Here is a 16,419-nt window from a genome sequence, read left to right on the forward strand (position 1 = left end):
GGGGACGACGCCCACGGCACATCAGCGGCAGACTCCTTCCCGTGAACCTCCGCACACCCGCTGTCTCCGGGCTGCTCCTCGCAGCTGTGCTGTCGATCACGAGCTGCGCCCACCAGGATCAGGATGACGGGTACCTCACGCTGACCGCGGGCGAGGCCACCCTGTCGGCCTGCCCGACCGCGGCGCCGGTGCAGGTCGAGGCGCTGCGTACCGAGGAACTGCCCACCTGTGATCCGATCGGGCAGACCCTCGTCTTCCCCGACGGCGAGGAGATCCAGCTGCCGGAGCAGCAGGGCGGCGGCGCGTCGACCTCGGGGCCGGGCGACCAATACACGTACCAGAACGTCGGCAACTGGGGACTCGTCGCGGCTCAGGCGGACGCAGACTGCTCGCACGTGCAGGAGTGGGGCAACCCGGAAGCCCTCCGGCGCGTGCACAAGGCGTTCGGGGGCGGATGGGTCCGCCCCTGACGCTGCCCGAGACCAGACGAGCGGGACCTACACCGTGGCGCAGACGAGGGTGTCCGCCGCGTCCACTTCGGCGTCGTCGGTGATGCGCATCGGTTCACCCCTCCGTCTCGGTCGACGCTCCGGTGGGCGAGCGCTCGGCATGGTCGTTCCACATCGCTCGACGACGCCGCACCGCCGTGAGCGTCGCCCGCCAGCAGAGGAGGTAACCGATGCTGACGACCGGCAGAACCGCCCACTGCGGAGCACCGAGCCAGCCGGCAAGACCCGCCAGGGCGACCACTCCGAGCATCGAGCCGACGAGGATCAGCGTCTGCACGTTGCGGAGACGACGTTCGCGTCTGCTCGGCTTCACCCGCCCCACGATAACGACCCCTGGTCGCGAACGCGGGGACGGCCGGGCTGGAGGCCCGTGGCGGCGCCGCCACGGCCCTCCAGTCCGTCACGGGGTCGCGCTCACCTCGCCTGCCGACCACGACGGGTCGGCATCGCCGACAGAATGGGTCGGTGCACCGACCGACGCGACCCGCTGTGACCGCCGAGCGGCGCGCGGTCGACCGCGACATCGTGCGCCTGGCGGTGCCCGCCCTCGGCGCGCTCGTGGTCGAGCCGCTCTTCCTGCTGACCGACACCGCGCTCGTCGGCCACCTCGGCGCGACACCCCTGGCGGCCGTCGGGCTCGCGAGTGCCGTGCTGTCGACCGTGACCGGGCTGCTGGTGTTCCTGGCGTACTCGACGACCCCGGCCGTGGCGCGCGCGCTCGGCGGCGGCGACCGTCGCGGAGCCGTGCACGCGGGCATCGACGGGATGTGGCTCGCGCTCGTGCTGGGGGTGGTGCTGGCGCTGGTCGGGTGGCCGCTCGCCGGTCCGCTCGTCGACCTGTTCGGCGCGTCGCCCGAGGTCTCGGCGGCAGCGACCGCCTACCTGACCGTCTCGCTCATCGGGCTGCCCGGGATCCTGGTCGTCACTGCCTCGACCGGGCTGCTGCGTGGGCTGCAGGACACGAAGACCCCGCTCGTCGTCGCGACCGTCGGGTTCGTCGCGAACGGACTGCTCAACGCCCTGCTGATCTACGGGGCGGGTTGGGGCGTCGCGGGGTCCGCCGCCGGCACGGTCATCGTGCAGTGGGCGATGGCCATCGTCTACGTGCGCATCGCGGTGCGGGCCGCTCGGTCGTCAGGCGCGCCGCTGCGACCCGGCGCCTCGGGTGTCGCTCGGGCGCTGCGCTCGGGCGCCTGGCTGTTCCTGCGGACCGCGTCGCTGCGGATCGCCATGCTCGCGACCGTCGGGGCCGCTGCCGGGCTGGGGACCACCGGGCTCGCGACGACCCAGGTCGGGCTGACCGTCTTCTCGACGCTGGCGTTCGCGCTCGACGCCCTGGCGATCGCCGGGCAGGCGCTCGTGGGGCACGGACTCGGCGGACGTGACCCGGAGCGGGTGCGACTGGTGACGCGGCGACTCGTGCTGCTCGGGATCGCCGGTGGTGTGCTGCTCGGCGTGCTGACCCTGGCCGTGAGCGGAGTGCTCGGGCCGGTGTTCTCGGACTCCCGGGCGGTGCGGGACGCCCTGCCCGTCGTGCTGGTGCTCATCGCCGTCGGGATGCCGGTCGCCGGGTACGTGTTCGTGCTCGACGGGGTGCTGATCGGGGCCGGAGATGCGCGGTACCTGGCCATCGCGGGCGGCGTGAACCTCGTCGTGTACCTGCCGCTGCTGTGGTGGGCCGGCGGGACGCTCGCGGGGCTGTGGGCGGCGTTCGCCCTCGGGTACATCGGGGTCCGGGCGGTGACGCTCGGGGTGCGAGCGCACCGGCGCGGCTGGGTGGAACAGGCGCTGGCGCGGTGAGCGGCTCTTCTGTTGCGTCGTCTTCTGTGGCGTCGTCGGCCGTGCTCGCCACGGTCGGCATCGGGGTGCAGGGTGTCGCGAAGCTGCTCGTGACCGTCGTCGTCGGTCGGGTGTTCGGCACCGAGACCCTCGGGCAGACCACCGCCCTGCTGTCCCTGTCGGTGTTCGTCGCGCTGCTCTGGCCGAACGCCGCGGGCAACACCGCGTCCCGGTTCCTCGCGATCGCGCTGCGGGGTCGGCGGTCGGACGCCGCGGTGAACCGGCTGCTCGGGGTCTCGATGCTGGTGTCGAGCGTGGTGCTCGCCGCGGTCACCGTGCCGATCGCGCTGGCCTGGGGCAACGGCCCCGGCATGGTGCTCGGCGGTGTCGGGGTCGTCGTCGGCTACGGCCTCTACTGTTACGCCCGCGGTGCGCAGCTCGGCTACGACCGGGCGCCGCGGGTCGCGCTGTGGGACTCCGTGACGAGCGTGCTGGCGCTCGGGTTGCTCGTGGTGGCGTGCGTCGCCCGGCTCGAGCCGTTCGTGCTGCTGCCGCTGGCCATCGGGTACACGGTGTTCGCGATCGCGTGCTGGCCGCGGGGCAACGGCTTCGCGCCTGCTTCGCGCGAGCCCGCCGCCGGGGTGCTCGGGTTCGCGGCGTGGAACGTGCTGGCGGTGGTGACCTCGAACGGGTTGCTGCAGTTGACGATGATCTCGGCGCAGGTGACGTCGTCGGCGCACGAGGCCGGGGTCTACGCGGCTGCCTTCACCCTGGCGACGCCGGCGTCGATGCTCGGACAGGCATTGGGACAGGTGCTCGTGCCGGCGTTCGCGCACCGGACCGATGGCGGCTCGCTGCGGTCACGCGGGGCGCTGGTGCTCGTCGTCGGGTTCGCGGCAGCGTCCGCCGTCGTGTTCGGGCTGGTGGCGCTGCTCGCCGGGTGGTTCCTGCCGATCGTCTACCCCGCCGAGGGCACGGCTGCCGTCGCCGACCTGCGGTACCTGATGGTCGCGGTGTGGGTGTTCACCGTCGGGCTCGTGCCGGCTGCGCTGGTGCTCGCGTCGGGTCGGTCACGGCAGGTCGCACTGGCGTCGGTCGCCGGGTTCGTGGTGGGGGCGGTGCTCATGGCGGTGCTCGGACCCGTCGCGGGGGTCGCGGGTGGGACGACGGGGTTCCTGGTGGGGAGTGCGGTGAACCTGGTCGCGGTGGTGGGGCTCGGGGTGTGGCGGCGATGACCTTCCCGGTGCTGGGCGGAGCGCAGCCGGCGCTGCGTCGTGGGTCGCGAGGAGGCGGGGGTCTCCGACGCGTCGAAGCGGTGACGCGACCACCCAGACGACGGTGAGCAGGGTGCCCGCGCAGCCGAGCCCGACGCCGGCACGGGTGCCGACAGACTCGCCGACGATGCCGCCGAGTGCGGCGCCGATCGCGATGACGCCGTAGGAGAGCCACCGCATGGTCGCGTTCACGCGGCCGAGCAGGTGGTCCGGCGTCCGCAGCTGTCGGAGGGTGAGCGCGACCACGCTCGACAGCGAGGTGCCCGCGCCGTTGACCGCGAAGACCGCGACGAGGACCGCGATGAGCACCGGGACCGGCCAGGACGCATCGGCCACCGGCAAGGCGGCGAGGGCGATGCACTCGGCCGCAGCGCAGGCGACCATCACGGGGCCACCGCCGAACCGGCGGACACTCGACGGCGCGGCTGCTGCCCCCAGGACCGCTCCGATCGCTCCGAGGCTGAAGACCAGGCCGAGCTGGCCGGCGGTCAGGCTGAGTTCCCGGACGGCGTGGACGGTGAACAGGACCATCACCCACTGCGCGAAGAGGTTGTAGATGCCGGCGAACCCCACCAAGGAGACGAGGTACCGGTCGCGTCCGACGAACCGGAGTCCATCACCGAGGTCGCGGAGGGCGCTGCGGCCCGACGGCTCGGGCGGACGCTCGGTGGCGGCGATGCCGAGCAAGGAGAGCGCCGAGACCAGGTAGGTCACGGCATGGGCGAGGAGCGCCCACGGCGCGGACAGCGCCTGGATGAGGAATCCGCCCAGACCCGGGCCGCCGACCTCGGCCGCCGACGCCGTCGCCTGCAACCGCCCGTTCGCGCGCTCGAGGTGCTCCCGGCCGACCACCGTCGGGAGGAACGACTGGTACCCGACCTCGAACGCCACGGTGAACGCACCGAGCAGGCAGACCAGGAGCACGAGGACCGGGAGCGTGAGCGCACCGGAGAACGCGAGGACGACGACTCCGACGGTGAGGACGGCGCGAGCGAAGTCCGACGCGATCAGGATCGGCCTGCGCCGGCAGCGGTCGACCAGCACACCGAGCGGAAGCGCAAGGACCAGGAACGGCACCCATCGGGCCGCACCGAGCAGTCCGACTTCGCTCGCCGAAGCATGCAGCACGAGCACGGCCAGCAGCGGCACCGCGAGTTCGCTGATCTGGCCGCCCACAGCCGATGCGCCTTGTGCAGTCCAGAACCGGGCGAAGTCCGCCCCGAGGCGTGCCGGCCGGTGCCGTCCGGCGCTAATGGCTTCTTTGTCCTTCACGCATTAGACAGTGGCAGGGTCGGTCTAATGGCGCAACCCGAATCCAGGCATTAGCCTGGCGTCATGGTTGCGGCAGGCACGACGACGACGTTCCCCGAGGTGGGCGGTCACGCGGGGTTCGACCTCGTCGACACAGTCCACTGGCGTCTCGACGACCGCCGCGCAATCGACACGCTCTCGTCGTACGACGACGTCGTGCGGTGGTGCAACCAGACGGGCGTCGTGCCGAACGGCGACGGCGGACTCCAGGCCATGGCGTCGGGAGCTCCGGAGGCGGCAGCTCACGAACACGCGGCCGTCATCGCGTTGCGCGAGGCGATCTACGAGGCCGTGTTCGAGTCGTCCGCGTCGGCCGTGGAACTGATCGCCCACGAGTACGTCGACGCACTCACCAGGTCGGTGCTCGCGCACGACGACACCGGGCTCTCGTGGTCGTGGCGGGTCCCGAGCGACCTCACCGGGCCGCGCGCTGCGATCGCCGTGCTGGCACACGAGCTGCTCACCTCGGACCTCCGTGCTGCCCGACAGTGCGGGGACGACGCCTGCGGGTGGGTCTACCTCGACACGTCGCCGCGCCACAACCGGATCTGGTGCACGGCCGCGGGCTGCGGGAACCGGAACCGGGTCGCGCGGCACCAGGCCAAGAAGCACGCGTGAGGGTGAGCGCCAGCGACGGCGCCCGTCCCGGTCGTCAGGCGGACAGAAACCGCAGAACGGCCAGCACCCGCCGGTGGTCCGCCGTCGTCGCTTCGAGCCCGAGCTTCGCGAAGACGGCCGTCACGTGCTTCTCGACTGTCCCGCCCGACAGGAACAGCGTCTCGGCGATCGCCGCGTTCGACCGCCCCTCGGCCATGAGCCGCAGGACGTCGGTCTCACGTGCGGTGAGCCGGTCGAGCCGGTCGCGGAGCGGCCGTGGTGCCTGGACCAGCGCGGCGGCGACCTCGGGGTCGAGCACGACGTTGCCGGCCGCGACCTGTTGCAACGACTCGATGAAGGTGGCGACCTCGGCGACCCGGTCCTTCAGCAGGTAGCCGACGCCGACGGTCGCGACGTCGAGCAGGGTTCGCGCCCACCGCACCTCGGCGTACTGCGAGAAGAGGAGCACGCCGACCTCGGGTCGCGCCGCCTTGAGGGCGACCGCGGCTCGCACGCCCTCGTCGGTGTGGGTCGGCGGCATCCGGATGTCCATCACGACGACGTCGACGTGCTCGGACGCGAGCGCGGGGAGGACGGCCGTACCGTCACCGACGGCCGCCACGATCTCGTGACCGCGCCCGTGCAACAACGACGCCAGCCCCTCACGGACGATCGTGTTGTCGTCGGCGATGACGATCCTCACGTGGCCGCCCCGGAGGGCATCGTCATGCGGACCGTGGTGGGGCCGCCGATCGGGCTCTGGACCTCGAGCGTGCCGTCGACCGCTCGGAGTCGTTCGAGCAGTCCGGCGAGGCCGGTTCCCTGCCCGTCGGGCCGCGGCAACGAGACGTGGGCGCCGCCCGCGCCGTCGTCGGCCACCGTGACGACGAGTTCGGGCCCGTCCAGAGCCACGTCGACCGTGGCCGCGGTAGCTCCCGCGTGCTTCGACACGTTCGTGAGCAGCTCGAGGACCCCGAAGTAGGCGATGCCCTCCACGACCGGCGACGGGCGGACGGGCAGGTCCACGTGCAGCGTCACGGGGAACGGGGTGCGGGAGCACGCCGATGCGAGTCCGGCCTCGAGCCCTTCGTCGAGGACCGGCGGGTGGATCCCCCGCGCCAGCGCACGCAACTCGACGAGTGCTTCCTTCGTGGAGGCGTGTGCCTGGGCGACGAGCGCCTCCACTCCGGACCCGGCGGCGTCCTGACTGCTCTGGAGTCGGTCACGGGCGTCTCCGAGGGTCATCGCCAGGCCGACCAGACGCGCCTGCGTACCGTCGTGCAGCTCACGCTCGATGCGGCGCAGCGTGCTGTCCGCATCCACCACGGCGGCGTCACGGGACGCAGTGACCTCGGCGAGGCGGCGCTGCCGGAGGTCGGCGCCGAGCATCGAACGGATGACCGCGCGCTGCAGGGACCCGAGGCCGTGGTTGACGGCGGGCCAGACAGCGACGAGCAGGACCAGGCCGACCACGGCGAACGCGATCTGGAGCGGAACGGTGTCGACGAACACCCCGAGGAACTGCGCACCACGATGCTCCAGCCCGTCCGCACCGATCTGCTCCGGCAGGAAACGACCCCAGATGCTGTGGGTCATCGCGCCGAGCGCCGAGACGAGCACCGCGACCGAGACGGCAAAGGATGCCGTCGTGACGACGAAGCCGACCAGCAGGTAGGCGAACGCCCGCCACGTCGAGCCGTCCGTCAGCCGGGTGGTCGCCCAGGCCAGGGGACCTCCGCGACGCGGGCGGATCGTCGGCGCGACGACCTCCTGTCCCAGGAGCGCCGCGGACATGCGACGGGTGACCGTGGCGAACCACGCGGAACCGCCGACGAGGAACGCCGTGACGAGCAGCCCGAACCACGTGACCGCCGACGGCACCCCGATGCCGACCGCCAGGGCGAACCACGTCACCGCTCCGATGGCGATCGGCAGGTGCGCGGCGTGGAACGCGAACTGCCGCCAGGTCGCTGCGGTGAACAGTCCCGAGACGAACCGGAACCGTGGAACGGTGGTGTGTGGCGGGATCAGGGCGGTGGTGCGGGACATGAGACCTCTTCGTGGTGACCGGGAGTGTGGTGCGCGGTTCCCAGCTTCGGGGGACGCAGGCGTTCACGGGACCGGGCAGGCCCTCTGACTGCTGGGGGAAAACCCGAACGGCGGGCGGCGCCGCACTCAGTCGGCGTGCTCGGGTGGCCAGACCACGGAGAAGTACTCGAACACGATCTCGTCGCGGTCCGACCAGACCGCACCCCGAGCAGCGCAGGTGCGCTCCCAGTACCGGCGGTGCTCGCGTCGCCAACTCTCGAGGGAGCGATCGTCCTCGCCCTCCGCGGCCGCGAACGCCGCATCGGCACTGTCGAACCGACCGACGCGCAACGCGGTGCTCCGGATGATGATCCGAGGGGTGCCCGAGCTGTCGCACGCGATCCAGTGCGACCCGATCCGGGGCAACGGGTCACCTCGGTGCGCGAACTCGGAGACGAGCTCGGCGGTGGCACGCTTCCCACCGGACAGGACGATCCGCAGCAGTTCGTCAGCGAGCCGGGCCGTGTCACCGAAGTGCTCCACCGTGTAGTCGTAATCACCGAGTTCCCGCGGCCGGGTCGATGTGTAGTCCGTCCACATCGTGGTGGCGGCATCGAGGTCCGGTGGTGCGACCGGGACCACGTCGTGAAGGTCACTCATGGGCATCATCGTGGCAGACGAGGTGCTGATCGTCGGCCCGCTCCGTCAGAACAGTGCGTTCATCTCGCCGTACTCGACGCCCCGGGCGGTGGAGTCGTAGGTCCCCGCGGTCAACAGCTCGGTGGCCGCCTGGCGCGCCACGGCGTACGCGGCCTGCGCGACCCCGGAGCCGAGGCTCACGCGCGCGACGCCGAGTGCGGCGAGCTCCGAGACGATCGGCGACCCCGGCCCGGCCATCACGTTCAGGGGCGCACCGACGGCCTCGACGAGCGCGCGGATCGTGTCGACGTCGCCGACCCCCGGGACGAACACGCCGTCGGCCCCGGCGTCGACGTACCGGTTCGCGCGGTCGATCGACTCCGCGAGCATCCGGTCCGGCGCGACGAGCCCAGCGAGGTGCACATCGGTCCGCGCGTTGACGAACAGCCGGACTCCGGCGCGCTCGGCGGCACGGCGGGCCACGGTGATGCGGTCGACGAGCTCGCTCGGTGGCAGCACGCCGTCCTCGATGTTGATCCCGACCGCGCCCGCTCCGAGGACCGCGTCCACCGTGCGCTCCACCCCGTCGGCAGCGTCCGCGGAGCCACCCTCGATGTCCACGGTGACGGGGACGGAGACCGCGGCGGTGATCCGGCTGATCGCGCCGAGTGCTTCGTGGAGCGGGAGGGCATTGCCGTCCGGGTACCCCAGCGACCACGCGACGCCCGCGCTGGTGGTCGCGATGGCCGGGGCACCGGCGGCCTCGATCAGTCGGGCACTCGCGGCGTCCCACGCGTTCGCGAGGACGAGCGGATGCTGCTGGTTCCGGTGGAGCGAGTGGAAGCGGGTGGCTGCTGCTGTCGTCGTGCTGTTCACGGAGCCAGTCCAGCCTGCACCGCCGCCCCGGTCTGGCGGATTCCGGACGGCGTGGGATCAGCGCAGCGTCGGCGGCGGCCCTGTCGTGTCACCCACGCGCAGCTCCGAGCGGAACGACGCCGGCTGCGGCTCCGCCCCCTCGAGCATGGCCAGGGCGGCACGGGCTGCCGCTTGGCCCTTCTGCACGAACGGCTGCACGAGCGTGGTCAGGTGTCGGATCGGGGTCCGGTGCAGCAGGCTGTCGTCCACCGTGATGCCGTCGAACCCGACAACACTGACGTCCTCGGGCACCCGGAGTCCGGCGTCGAGAGCGGCCGAGATGACCCCGACGGCGATCAGGTCGCTCTGCGCGATCACCGCGGTCGGTCGGGGGCCGTCCGCGGCGAACAGCTCGACACCGGCCAGGCGTCCTTCTTCCACCGAGCTCCCGGCAGTCTCGATCGCCACGGCGGAGGGGTAGACCTCGCGCACACCGCGGAGCCGTTCGAGCGTCGTGAACGCGATGCCCGAAGCGAAACGGTGGTCATCGATGCGCCCCCGGCGACGAGCAGCGTCGAGCGGCAGCGTCACGACGGTGACCGCGGCGTGCCCGAGGTCCTGCAGGTACTCCGCAGCACGGCGTGAGGCATCCCGGTTGTCGAGCTGGACGGGCACGGCGCCCTCGATCTCGTCGGCCTCGATCGCGACGACGGGGATCTGCCGACGCCGCAGCACCGCGACGGCCGGGTCGATCCGGACGTTGCACCCGACGAGCACGACGGCGTCCATCGGGGCGTCCACCAGCGGCCCGGCCCCTTGCTCGTCGTCGAGCGGACTCCGGACGAGCAAGAGCGAAGCGCCCGCAGCCCCGGCTACCTCGGCGATGCCGTCGAGCGTCAGGACGTTGACCGGGTCACGGAAGGCATCGCTCAGACGCTCGTCCATGACGACACCGATGACGCCGGAACGCCCTCGGCGGAGCGAACGCGCACGAGGATCGGGGCCGCCGTAGCCGAGCTCGGCGGCGGCGGCGAGGACTCGGGCCTTGGCGTCCTCGGACACCGGGCCGCTGCCGCTGAACGCGAGCGAGGCTGTCGACGGCGCGACACCGGCGGCACGGGCGACCGCGGCCAGCGTCGGGCGCGACGGACGGGCGACGCCGCCGCGGGAAGGCGACGCGCCGGGTGTTGTTGCCGGTTCGTCCATCGCCGGTTAGCGTAGCGGGAACAAGCGGTCGAATCGATTCGATCGACGCAACGCACGCACCAGAACACGCAACGAAGCACGATGGGACCACCATGACGACGCCGTCCACCCGCACCGTCCCGACCACGAAGGCCTGGATCATCGCGGTGTTCGTCGTGTTCACCCTGTCCGGGCTCGACATCGCGACCTGGCTCGGCCGGATCCCGAGCGTCCGCGACTCACTCGGGGCGAGCACCTTCGAGATGGGCCTGCTCGTGCTCGGCATGGCCGTCGGCTCGATCGCCGGCCTGACCTTCGCCGGCCACATCGTCGCGAAGCTCGGAGCGCGCCGTGGTGTGCAGGTGGCCGCCGCCTGCCTGGCACTCGGCATGGTCTTCGCCGGCATCGCGGTCACGCTCGAGTGGGGCTTCGCCGCCATCTGGATCGCGCTGATCGCCTTCGGGTTCGGCAACGGCCTGTGCGACGTGTCGATGAACGTCTCCGGAGCCGCCGCCGAGAAGGCCGGCGGGCGCACGATCATGCCGCTGTTCCACGCCGCGTTCAGCCTCGGCACGCTCGCCGGTGCGGGCCTCGGAGCCCTGGCCGAGAAACTCGAGATCCCGGTCTCCCTGCACTTCATCGTCCTGGTCGTCATCACGAGCGCCGCCATGCTCGTCGCCGTCACGAAGTTCCAGGACGAGCACCGGTTCGCGGAGCAGGTCTCCACCGACACCAGCCCGGTCGCGACGCCGCTCACCCGCTGGCAGGTCTGGGCGCAGCCCTCCACGATCCTCATCGGTGTGATCGTGCTCGGCATGGCGTTGGCCGAGGGCTCCGCGAACGACTGGCTGCCGCTCGCGATGATCGACGGCCACGGGCTCGACAACGCCGCCGGTGCCGGAGTGCTCACGGTGTTCCTCGCCGCGATGACCGTCGGCCGCGTGGCCGGCAGCCCCCTGATCGACAAGTTCGGTCGGGTCCCGATCCTGCGGATCAGCGCTGCCGTCGCGGTCGTCGGCCTCGGCATGCTCATCTTCATCGACAACGTGCCGCTCGCGATCGTCGGTGTCGTGCTCTGGGGCCTCGGTGCCAGCCTCGGCTTCCCGATGGGCATGTCGGCCGCGGCCGACGACCCCCGCACCGCAGCCGCCAAGGTCAGCGCCGTCGCCACCATCGGGTACGTGGCGTTCCTGGCCGGGCCGCCGCTGATCGGGTTCCTCGGTGAGCAGGTCGGACTGCTCGGTGCGCTCCTGGTCGTCTTCGTGTTCATCATCGCGGCGGGACTCGCGTCGGGTGCCGCCCGTGAGACCGGCGCCGCCGCCCGGCCGACCCGCGGGCGTGGCGACGGACACGGCGGGGGCGAGCCGCGCCTCCCGTCCGACAGCGCTGACAGCGCCGACAACGTGACGAGCGCCACCGACGCGACGAGCGCCGACAGCGCAACGAGCGCGCCGTCCGGGCCGGGACGCGACGCCCGTTAGGATTCCCGGGTGCGTCTCGTCATCGCCCGCTGCTCCGTCGACTACGCCGGACGGCTCTCAGCCCACCTGCCGCTCGCGACCCGTCTGCTCATGCTCAAGGCGGACGGATCGCTGCTCGTGCACTCCGACGGTGGCAGCTACAAGCCGCTGAACTGGATGAGCCCGCCGTGCTCGATCGAGATGAGCGAGCCCGACGAGGAGCAGGCCGTCGGTGGCATCACCGAGGTCTGGACGGTGACGCAGAAGAAGACCCAGGACCGTCTGATCGTGTCCATCCACGAGGTCATCGCGGACCAGACCCACGACCTCGGCGTCGACCCGGGCCTGGTCAAGGACGGGGTCGAGGCGCACCTGCAGCAGCTCCTCGCGGAGCAGATCGAGCTCCTTGGTGACGGCCACACCCTGGTCCGTCGCGAGTACATGACCGCCATCGGACCGGTCGACATCCTGGCGCGCGACGACGCCGGGGCGAGCGTCGCCGTCGAGATGAAGCGCAACGCCAACATCGACGCGGTCGAGCAGCTCACCCGGTACCTCGAGCTCATGAACCGCGACCCGCACCTGCGTCCGGTGCAGGGCGTGCTCGCGGCGCAGACCGTGGCGCCGCAGGCGCGCACCCTCGCCGAGGACCGCGGCATCCGCGTCCTCGTGCTCGACTACGACGCGATGCGCGGCATCGAGGGCGGGCACACCCGCCTGTTCTGAGCCACGTCGGACCGTCCGGCCTGGAGGCGCGGCTCGCCCCCGTCACACCGCCGACGGATCCCGGATGGTCGCCGCCACGGCCCGGCTAGGGTGGGCAGGACATGACCAGCCCGTTCTCCGCCATCCTGTTCGACCTCGACGGCACCATCAGCGACTCCGCGCCGGGCATCCTCGAGAGCCTGACGCACACCTTCCGCACCGTCGGCGTCCCGGTGCCCGACCACGACACCCTGATGTCGTTCGTCGGCCCGCCGATCATGGACACGTTCCGGGTCGCGATGGGCATGGACGAGGCGCAGGCCGAGCACACGCTCGCCGTCTACCGCGAGCACTACTTCTCGCACGGCGCCCTCGACTCGACGATGTTCCCCGGCATCGACGTCGTGCTGCGCACACTGCACGACGCCGGGCTGCCGATCTCGACCGCGACGAGCAAGCCCGAGACGCCGGCGACCTACATCCTCGAGCACTACGGGCTCACCGGGGACATCGACATCATCACGGGCGCGAGCGACGACGAGGTCCGGTCGAGCAAGGCCGACGTGGTCGAGGAAGCGCTGCGGCGCCTCGACGCCCACGGGTTCGACACGAGCCGCCCCGTCCTGATCGGTGACCGGGTGCACGACGTCGAGGGCGCCACGGCGCACGGCGTCCCGGTGGTCTTCGCCCAGTGGGGCTACGGCTCCCCCGCCGAGGCCGAGGGCACCATCGCGAGCGCTGCCACCCCGCTCGACCTACTCCCGATCCTGCTGCCGTGACGGGCGCGACCGACGGTACCGGCCGGACCGGCGCGGCGCGACAGGGACTGCGTGCCGCCGCGTGGGTGCTGCCTGCCGCCATCGTCCTCATCGCCCTGAACTTCCGCGGCCCGATCGTCGCGACGGCCCCGGTCATCGGCGACGTCCGGGCCGACCTCGGCCTGACCGCCACGATCGCCGGTCTGCTGACGACGATCCCCGTGCTCTGCTTCGCCCTGGCCACGCCGTTCGCCAGCTGGGTCATCGCGAAGGCCGACCCCGAGCGTGCGGTGTCCCTGTCGCTCGTCATCGTGCTCGCCGGCACCGTCGTGCGCTCGATGCCGTCGTCCGCCGCGCTGCTCGTCGGCACCGCGGTGATCGGCATCGGCATCACGATCGGCAACGTGGTGATCCCCGTCGTCATCCGGCGTGACACCTCGCCAGAGCGCGTCGGACTGGTCACCGGCGTCTACACGTCGGCGCTCAACGTCGGGTCCATGATCACCTCGCTGGCGACCGCTCCCTTGGCGGCGCTGTGGGGCTGGCCCGTCGCGATCGCGGTGTGGGCCGTCTTCGCGGTCATCGCCGGGTTCGCCTGGACGTACGCGGTGGGTGCTCGGGCCGCGTGGCGCCGCCCGGTGCGGTCCGGCGACGACGAACCCCTGCCGATCACCGGCCCGATCGACCAGGTGCTCGACACCGGGGCGATCCGGACGATCCGCGCCGACCGGGCTGCTGCCGCGGCCGCAGCGGCGACCGCTGCCGAGCCGGTGCGCCCCGCGCGACGGCTGATCACGTGGGGTCTCACGCTGGCGTTCGGCGGGCAGGCGTTCTCGTACTACGCCCTGACCGCCTGGATCCCGACCCTGCTGCACGACGAGATCGGGTTCTCGAAGGCGTCCTCCGGGGCGAGCTCGTCGGTGTTCCAGATCCTGGCCGTGGTCGGTGCACTCGGCGTGCCGCTGCTCGCGACGAGGTGGCGCCCGCGAGTGATCATCGCGCTCGTCGGGTTCCTGTGGCTGGCGATGCCGCTCGGGCTGCTGTTCGCCCCGCAGCTCTGGCTGCTGTGGTCGGTGCTCGGCGGTGCGGCCCAGGGCGGCGGCATCACCGTGATCTTCATCGTGATCGTGCGCATCGTGTCGAGTGACGCCGATGCCCGTCGGATGTCCGCGTTCGTGCAGGGCGGCGGGTACCTGCTCGGCTCGGCCGGGCCGCTCGTCGCCGGGGCGCTGCACGGGGCGACCGGGGACTGGACGGCACCGCTGCTCGTCGTGCTCGTGTCGGTCCTGACACTCGGGATCGTCGGCACGATCGCCGCGCGTCGCGTTTCCTGACCCGCTCGCTGCTGGGCGGGGCGCTGCACTCCGTCCCGCACGTGCCCGTCAGGCGGCGAGCACCTCGCGAAGCGACATCGGTGCCCGGCCCGTGATCCGCTCGACGTCGCCGGACACGTGCGCGAGGGCCCCCTCGGCGATCGCCGTGTAGGTGCTCACCCACGCGTCGGCCTGCCACGGCTCGGGGTTCCACTGCGCCCGCGACGCGTACGCCTCGTCGAGGGTCTCCGGGTGGTAGGTCACCGTGCGGCCGCGGACCTCGGACACCACGGCAGCCGCCTCTGCCAGCGTGATCGCTGCCGGTCCGGTCAGTTCGTACGTGCGGTCCAGGTGCGCTCCCGGGTCCCGCAGCACGGTGGTCGCGACCCGTGCGACGTCCGCACGGGCGACCGCCGCCATGGCGCCGTCCCCTGCAGGGCCGCGGATCACGCCGTCCTCACCGACGAGGTCCTCGACGAAGTCCAGGTAGAAGCTGTCCCGCAGGAACGTGTGGGCCGTGTCGGTCGCGCGGATCGCCTGCTCGGTCGCCCAGTGGTCGCGCCCGAGGGTGAAGGTCGCGTCCTCTGCCGCACCGAGGAACGAGGTGTAGACGACGTGCCGGACGCCGGCTTCAGCAGCTGCTGCGACGAAGGTGCGGTGCTGATCGAGCCGGTCCTCGGCCTCGGCAGCGGACACCATCAGGAGGACGTCGACGCCCTCGAGCGCCGCACGACTCGCCTCGGCGTCGGCGAACGTCGCGACGGCGACCTCGGCGCCGGGCAGCTCCGGGGCGCGCGATGCGTCGCGCACGATCATCCGGAACGGCACGCCGTCCGCGGCGAGCGCGCGTGCGACGGCGCCCCCGATGTTGCCGGTCGCTCCGGTGATGGCGATGGTCATGGTCGCTCCTTCGATCGGTGTCGCGTCGGTCTGCTGGTCACGTCCGCACCGTCCTGGAGGCACGGATCACCGTGGGTGCGACCCTCGCCGCGTTCACGCCGTCGACCTCCACCGCCCACGCGCGCGCGGCGTCGTGGTCGCGTCCGTGGCGCATGTGGCGACCGACCAGGCGGTCGACCCGCACGCCGTCGTCGACGACGCAGAACCAGGTCTCGGTGAACAGGTCGCCGAGCGCTGCCCACGGTTCGGTGTCGTCGAGCAGGTAGTTCCCCTCGGAGACCACGAGCCGCGTGGTCGGCGCGACGGCGATGCTGCCGGCGACGGGCTCGTCGATGCGACGGTCGAAGTCCGGCGCCCAGACCGTGGTGTCGGCAGCGACGAGTCGTCGGACCAGGGCGACGTAGCCGTCGGCGTCGAAGGTGTCGACGGCCCCCTTGCGACCGTGTCGGCCGAGGGCGTCGAGCGCGGCGTTCGACAGGTGGAAGCCGTCCATCGGCACCTGGACCGCCGTGCCGGCCCCGAGTCGCTCGTCGACTGCGGCGACCACGCGTCGGGCCAGGGTCGACTTGCCCGAACCGGGAGCACCCGCGATGCCGAGCACCGTCCGCTGCCCCGCCGCGGCCAGCTCGACCGCACGCTCAACGGCTTCGTCGACGCTGCTGTCCTGGTGGCTCACGGCCCCATCCTGGCAGAGCGCGCCGACACCGGACCGCGGTGGTTCACTGGCCGCATGGTCGATGCGACGAAGGCGTTCAGCGGGTTCTCGGTGCGCGATGTCCCCGAGGCGAAGGCGTTCTACGAGGACGTCCTGGGGGTGGAGGTCACCGAGGACCACGGCATGCTCTTCCTGCATCTCGGCGACGGCCACGGCGTCCTCGTCTACCCGAAGGGCCCTGCCCACGAACCGGCCGGCTTCACGGTGCTGAACTTCCCGGTGCCGGACGTCGACGCCGCGGTGGACGAGCTCACCGCGAAGGGCGTCGCGTTCCTGCACTACGAGGGCATGACCGACGAGAAGGGCGTGAACCGCGGGGGCGGGCCGCTCATCGCCTGGTTCACGGACCCGTCGGGCAACGTCCTCAGCGTCGTCGCCGAGTGACGGACCA

17 protein-coding genes are annotated in these 16,419 nt (G+C 72.1%); 8 read left to right on the forward strand and 9 right to left on the reverse strand.

Translation table 11 applies throughout. From position 1 onward, the window contains the following. Window positions 1–41: 41 nt before the first annotated feature. A complete protein-coding gene (locus tag ACVKXF_RS04580; RefSeq protein WP_456794995.1) occupies window positions 42–470 on the forward strand; it encodes a hypothetical protein in 429 nt (142 codons plus the stop codon). 94 nt (window positions 471–564) lie between these two features. Here the strand turns inward: ACVKXF_RS04580 and ACVKXF_RS04585 are convergent, their stop codons facing one another. Continuing rightward, window positions 565–822: a hypothetical protein gene (locus ACVKXF_RS04585; protein ID WP_123311125.1), complete on the reverse strand. Its 258-nt coding sequence runs from the start codon at window positions 820–822 to the stop codon at window positions 565–567. Between the two features lie 152 nt (window positions 823–974). On the opposite strand from ACVKXF_RS04585, the gene ACVKXF_RS04590 reads away from it, so the two are divergent. Beyond that, window positions 975–2,309, forward strand: coding sequence for an MATE family efflux transporter (locus tag ACVKXF_RS04590; protein ID WP_456794996.1), 1,335 nt, complete (start codon window positions 975–977; stop codon window positions 2,307–2,309). 1,049 nt (window positions 2,310–3,358) lie between these two features. Here the strand turns inward: ACVKXF_RS04590 and ACVKXF_RS04595 are convergent. After that, complete coding sequence (locus tag ACVKXF_RS04595) at window positions 3,359–4,834, reverse strand: MFS transporter (protein WP_456794997.1); 1,476 nt, start codon at window positions 4,832–4,834, stop codon at window positions 3,359–3,361. A gap of 63 nt (window positions 4,835–4,897) precedes the next feature. On the opposite strand from ACVKXF_RS04595, the gene ACVKXF_RS04600 reads away from it, so the two are divergent. Further along, window positions 4,898–5,491 (forward strand): CGNR zinc finger domain-containing protein, encoded by a 594-nt coding sequence (locus ACVKXF_RS04600; RefSeq protein ID WP_456794998.1) that lies wholly within the window; start codon window positions 4,898–4,900, stop codon window positions 5,489–5,491. Between the two features lie 34 nt (window positions 5,492–5,525). Here the strand turns inward: ACVKXF_RS04600 and ACVKXF_RS04605 are convergent, their stop codons facing one another. The 5 genes from ACVKXF_RS04605 to ACVKXF_RS04625 all read right to left on the reverse strand — a co-directional run bounded on the left by ACVKXF_RS04605 (window position 5,526) and on the right by ACVKXF_RS04625 (window position 10,198). Next, window positions 5,526–6,173 carry a response regulator gene (locus tag ACVKXF_RS04605; protein ID WP_456794999.1) on the reverse strand — a complete coding sequence of 216 codons (648 nt, stop codon included), beginning with the start codon at window positions 6,171–6,173 and terminating at the stop codon, window positions 5,526–5,528. Then, window positions 6,170–7,519, reverse strand: a complete 1,350-nt coding sequence (locus ACVKXF_RS04610) for a sensor histidine kinase (protein WP_456795000.1) — start codon at window positions 7,517–7,519, stop codon at window positions 6,170–6,172. Before ACVKXF_RS04610 ends, ACVKXF_RS04605 begins: the two co-directional genes overlap by 4 nt. Window positions 7,520–7,645: 126 nt before the next feature. After that, window positions 7,646–8,158, reverse strand: coding sequence for an ASCH domain-containing protein (locus tag ACVKXF_RS04615; RefSeq protein WP_456795001.1), 513 nt, complete (start codon window positions 8,156–8,158; stop codon window positions 7,646–7,648). Between the two features lie 45 nt (window positions 8,159–8,203). Continuing rightward, window positions 8,204–9,013 (reverse strand): isocitrate lyase/PEP mutase family protein, encoded by an 810-nt coding sequence (locus ACVKXF_RS04620; protein WP_456795002.1) that lies wholly within the window; start codon window positions 9,011–9,013, stop codon window positions 8,204–8,206. A 57-nt stretch (window positions 9,014–9,070) separates the two neighbouring features. Continuing rightward, the gene (locus ACVKXF_RS04625; protein ID WP_456795003.1) at window positions 9,071–10,198 is read right to left on the reverse strand and encodes a LacI family DNA-binding transcriptional regulator; all 1,128 of its coding nucleotides are present in this window, start codon (window positions 10,196–10,198) and stop codon (window positions 9,071–9,073) included. A 92-nt stretch (window positions 10,199–10,290) separates the two neighbouring features. On the opposite strand from ACVKXF_RS04625, the gene ACVKXF_RS04630 reads away from it, so the two are divergent. The 4 genes from ACVKXF_RS04630 to ACVKXF_RS04645 all read left to right on the forward strand — a co-directional run bounded on the left by ACVKXF_RS04630 (window position 10,291) and on the right by ACVKXF_RS04645 (window position 14,434). Further along, complete coding sequence (locus tag ACVKXF_RS04630) at window positions 10,291–11,658, forward strand: MFS transporter (protein ID WP_456795004.1); 1,368 nt, start codon at window positions 10,291–10,293, stop codon at window positions 11,656–11,658. Between the two features lie 9 nt (window positions 11,659–11,667). Then, window positions 11,668–12,363 carry an endonuclease NucS gene (gene nucS / locus ACVKXF_RS04635; protein ID WP_123311144.1) on the forward strand — a complete coding sequence of 232 codons (696 nt, stop codon included), beginning with the start codon at window positions 11,668–11,670 and terminating at the stop codon, window positions 12,361–12,363. A 101-nt stretch (window positions 12,364–12,464) separates the two neighbouring features. Continuing rightward, window positions 12,465–13,121 (forward strand): HAD hydrolase-like protein, encoded by a 657-nt coding sequence (locus ACVKXF_RS04640; RefSeq protein WP_456795005.1) that lies wholly within the window; start codon window positions 12,465–12,467, stop codon window positions 13,119–13,121. Next, window positions 13,118–14,434, forward strand: a complete 1,317-nt coding sequence (locus tag ACVKXF_RS04645; RefSeq protein WP_456795006.1) for an MFS transporter — start codon at window positions 13,118–13,120, stop codon at window positions 14,432–14,434. The genes ACVKXF_RS04640 and ACVKXF_RS04645 overlap by 4 nt, the downstream gene beginning before the upstream one ends. A 48-nt stretch (window positions 14,435–14,482) precedes the next feature. On the opposite strand, the gene ACVKXF_RS04650 is transcribed toward ACVKXF_RS04645, so the two are convergent. Then, window positions 14,483–15,313 (reverse strand): SDR family oxidoreductase, encoded by an 831-nt coding sequence (locus ACVKXF_RS04650; RefSeq protein WP_456795007.1) that lies wholly within the window; start codon window positions 15,311–15,313, stop codon window positions 14,483–14,485. A gap of 37 nt (window positions 15,314–15,350) precedes the next feature. Then, window positions 15,351–15,989 (reverse strand): nucleoside/nucleotide kinase family protein, encoded by a 639-nt coding sequence (locus ACVKXF_RS04655; protein ID WP_456795008.1) that lies wholly within the window; start codon window positions 15,987–15,989, stop codon window positions 15,351–15,353. A gap of 54 nt (window positions 15,990–16,043) precedes the next feature. Between ACVKXF_RS04655 and ACVKXF_RS04660 the strand changes: the two genes are divergently transcribed. Continuing rightward, window positions 16,044–16,412, forward strand: a complete 369-nt coding sequence (locus ACVKXF_RS04660; protein WP_456795009.1) for a VOC family protein — start codon at window positions 16,044–16,046, stop codon at window positions 16,410–16,412. Window positions 16,413–16,419 lie beyond the last annotated feature (7 nt).

The organism is Curtobacterium sp. PvP017 (assembly GCF_054060195.1).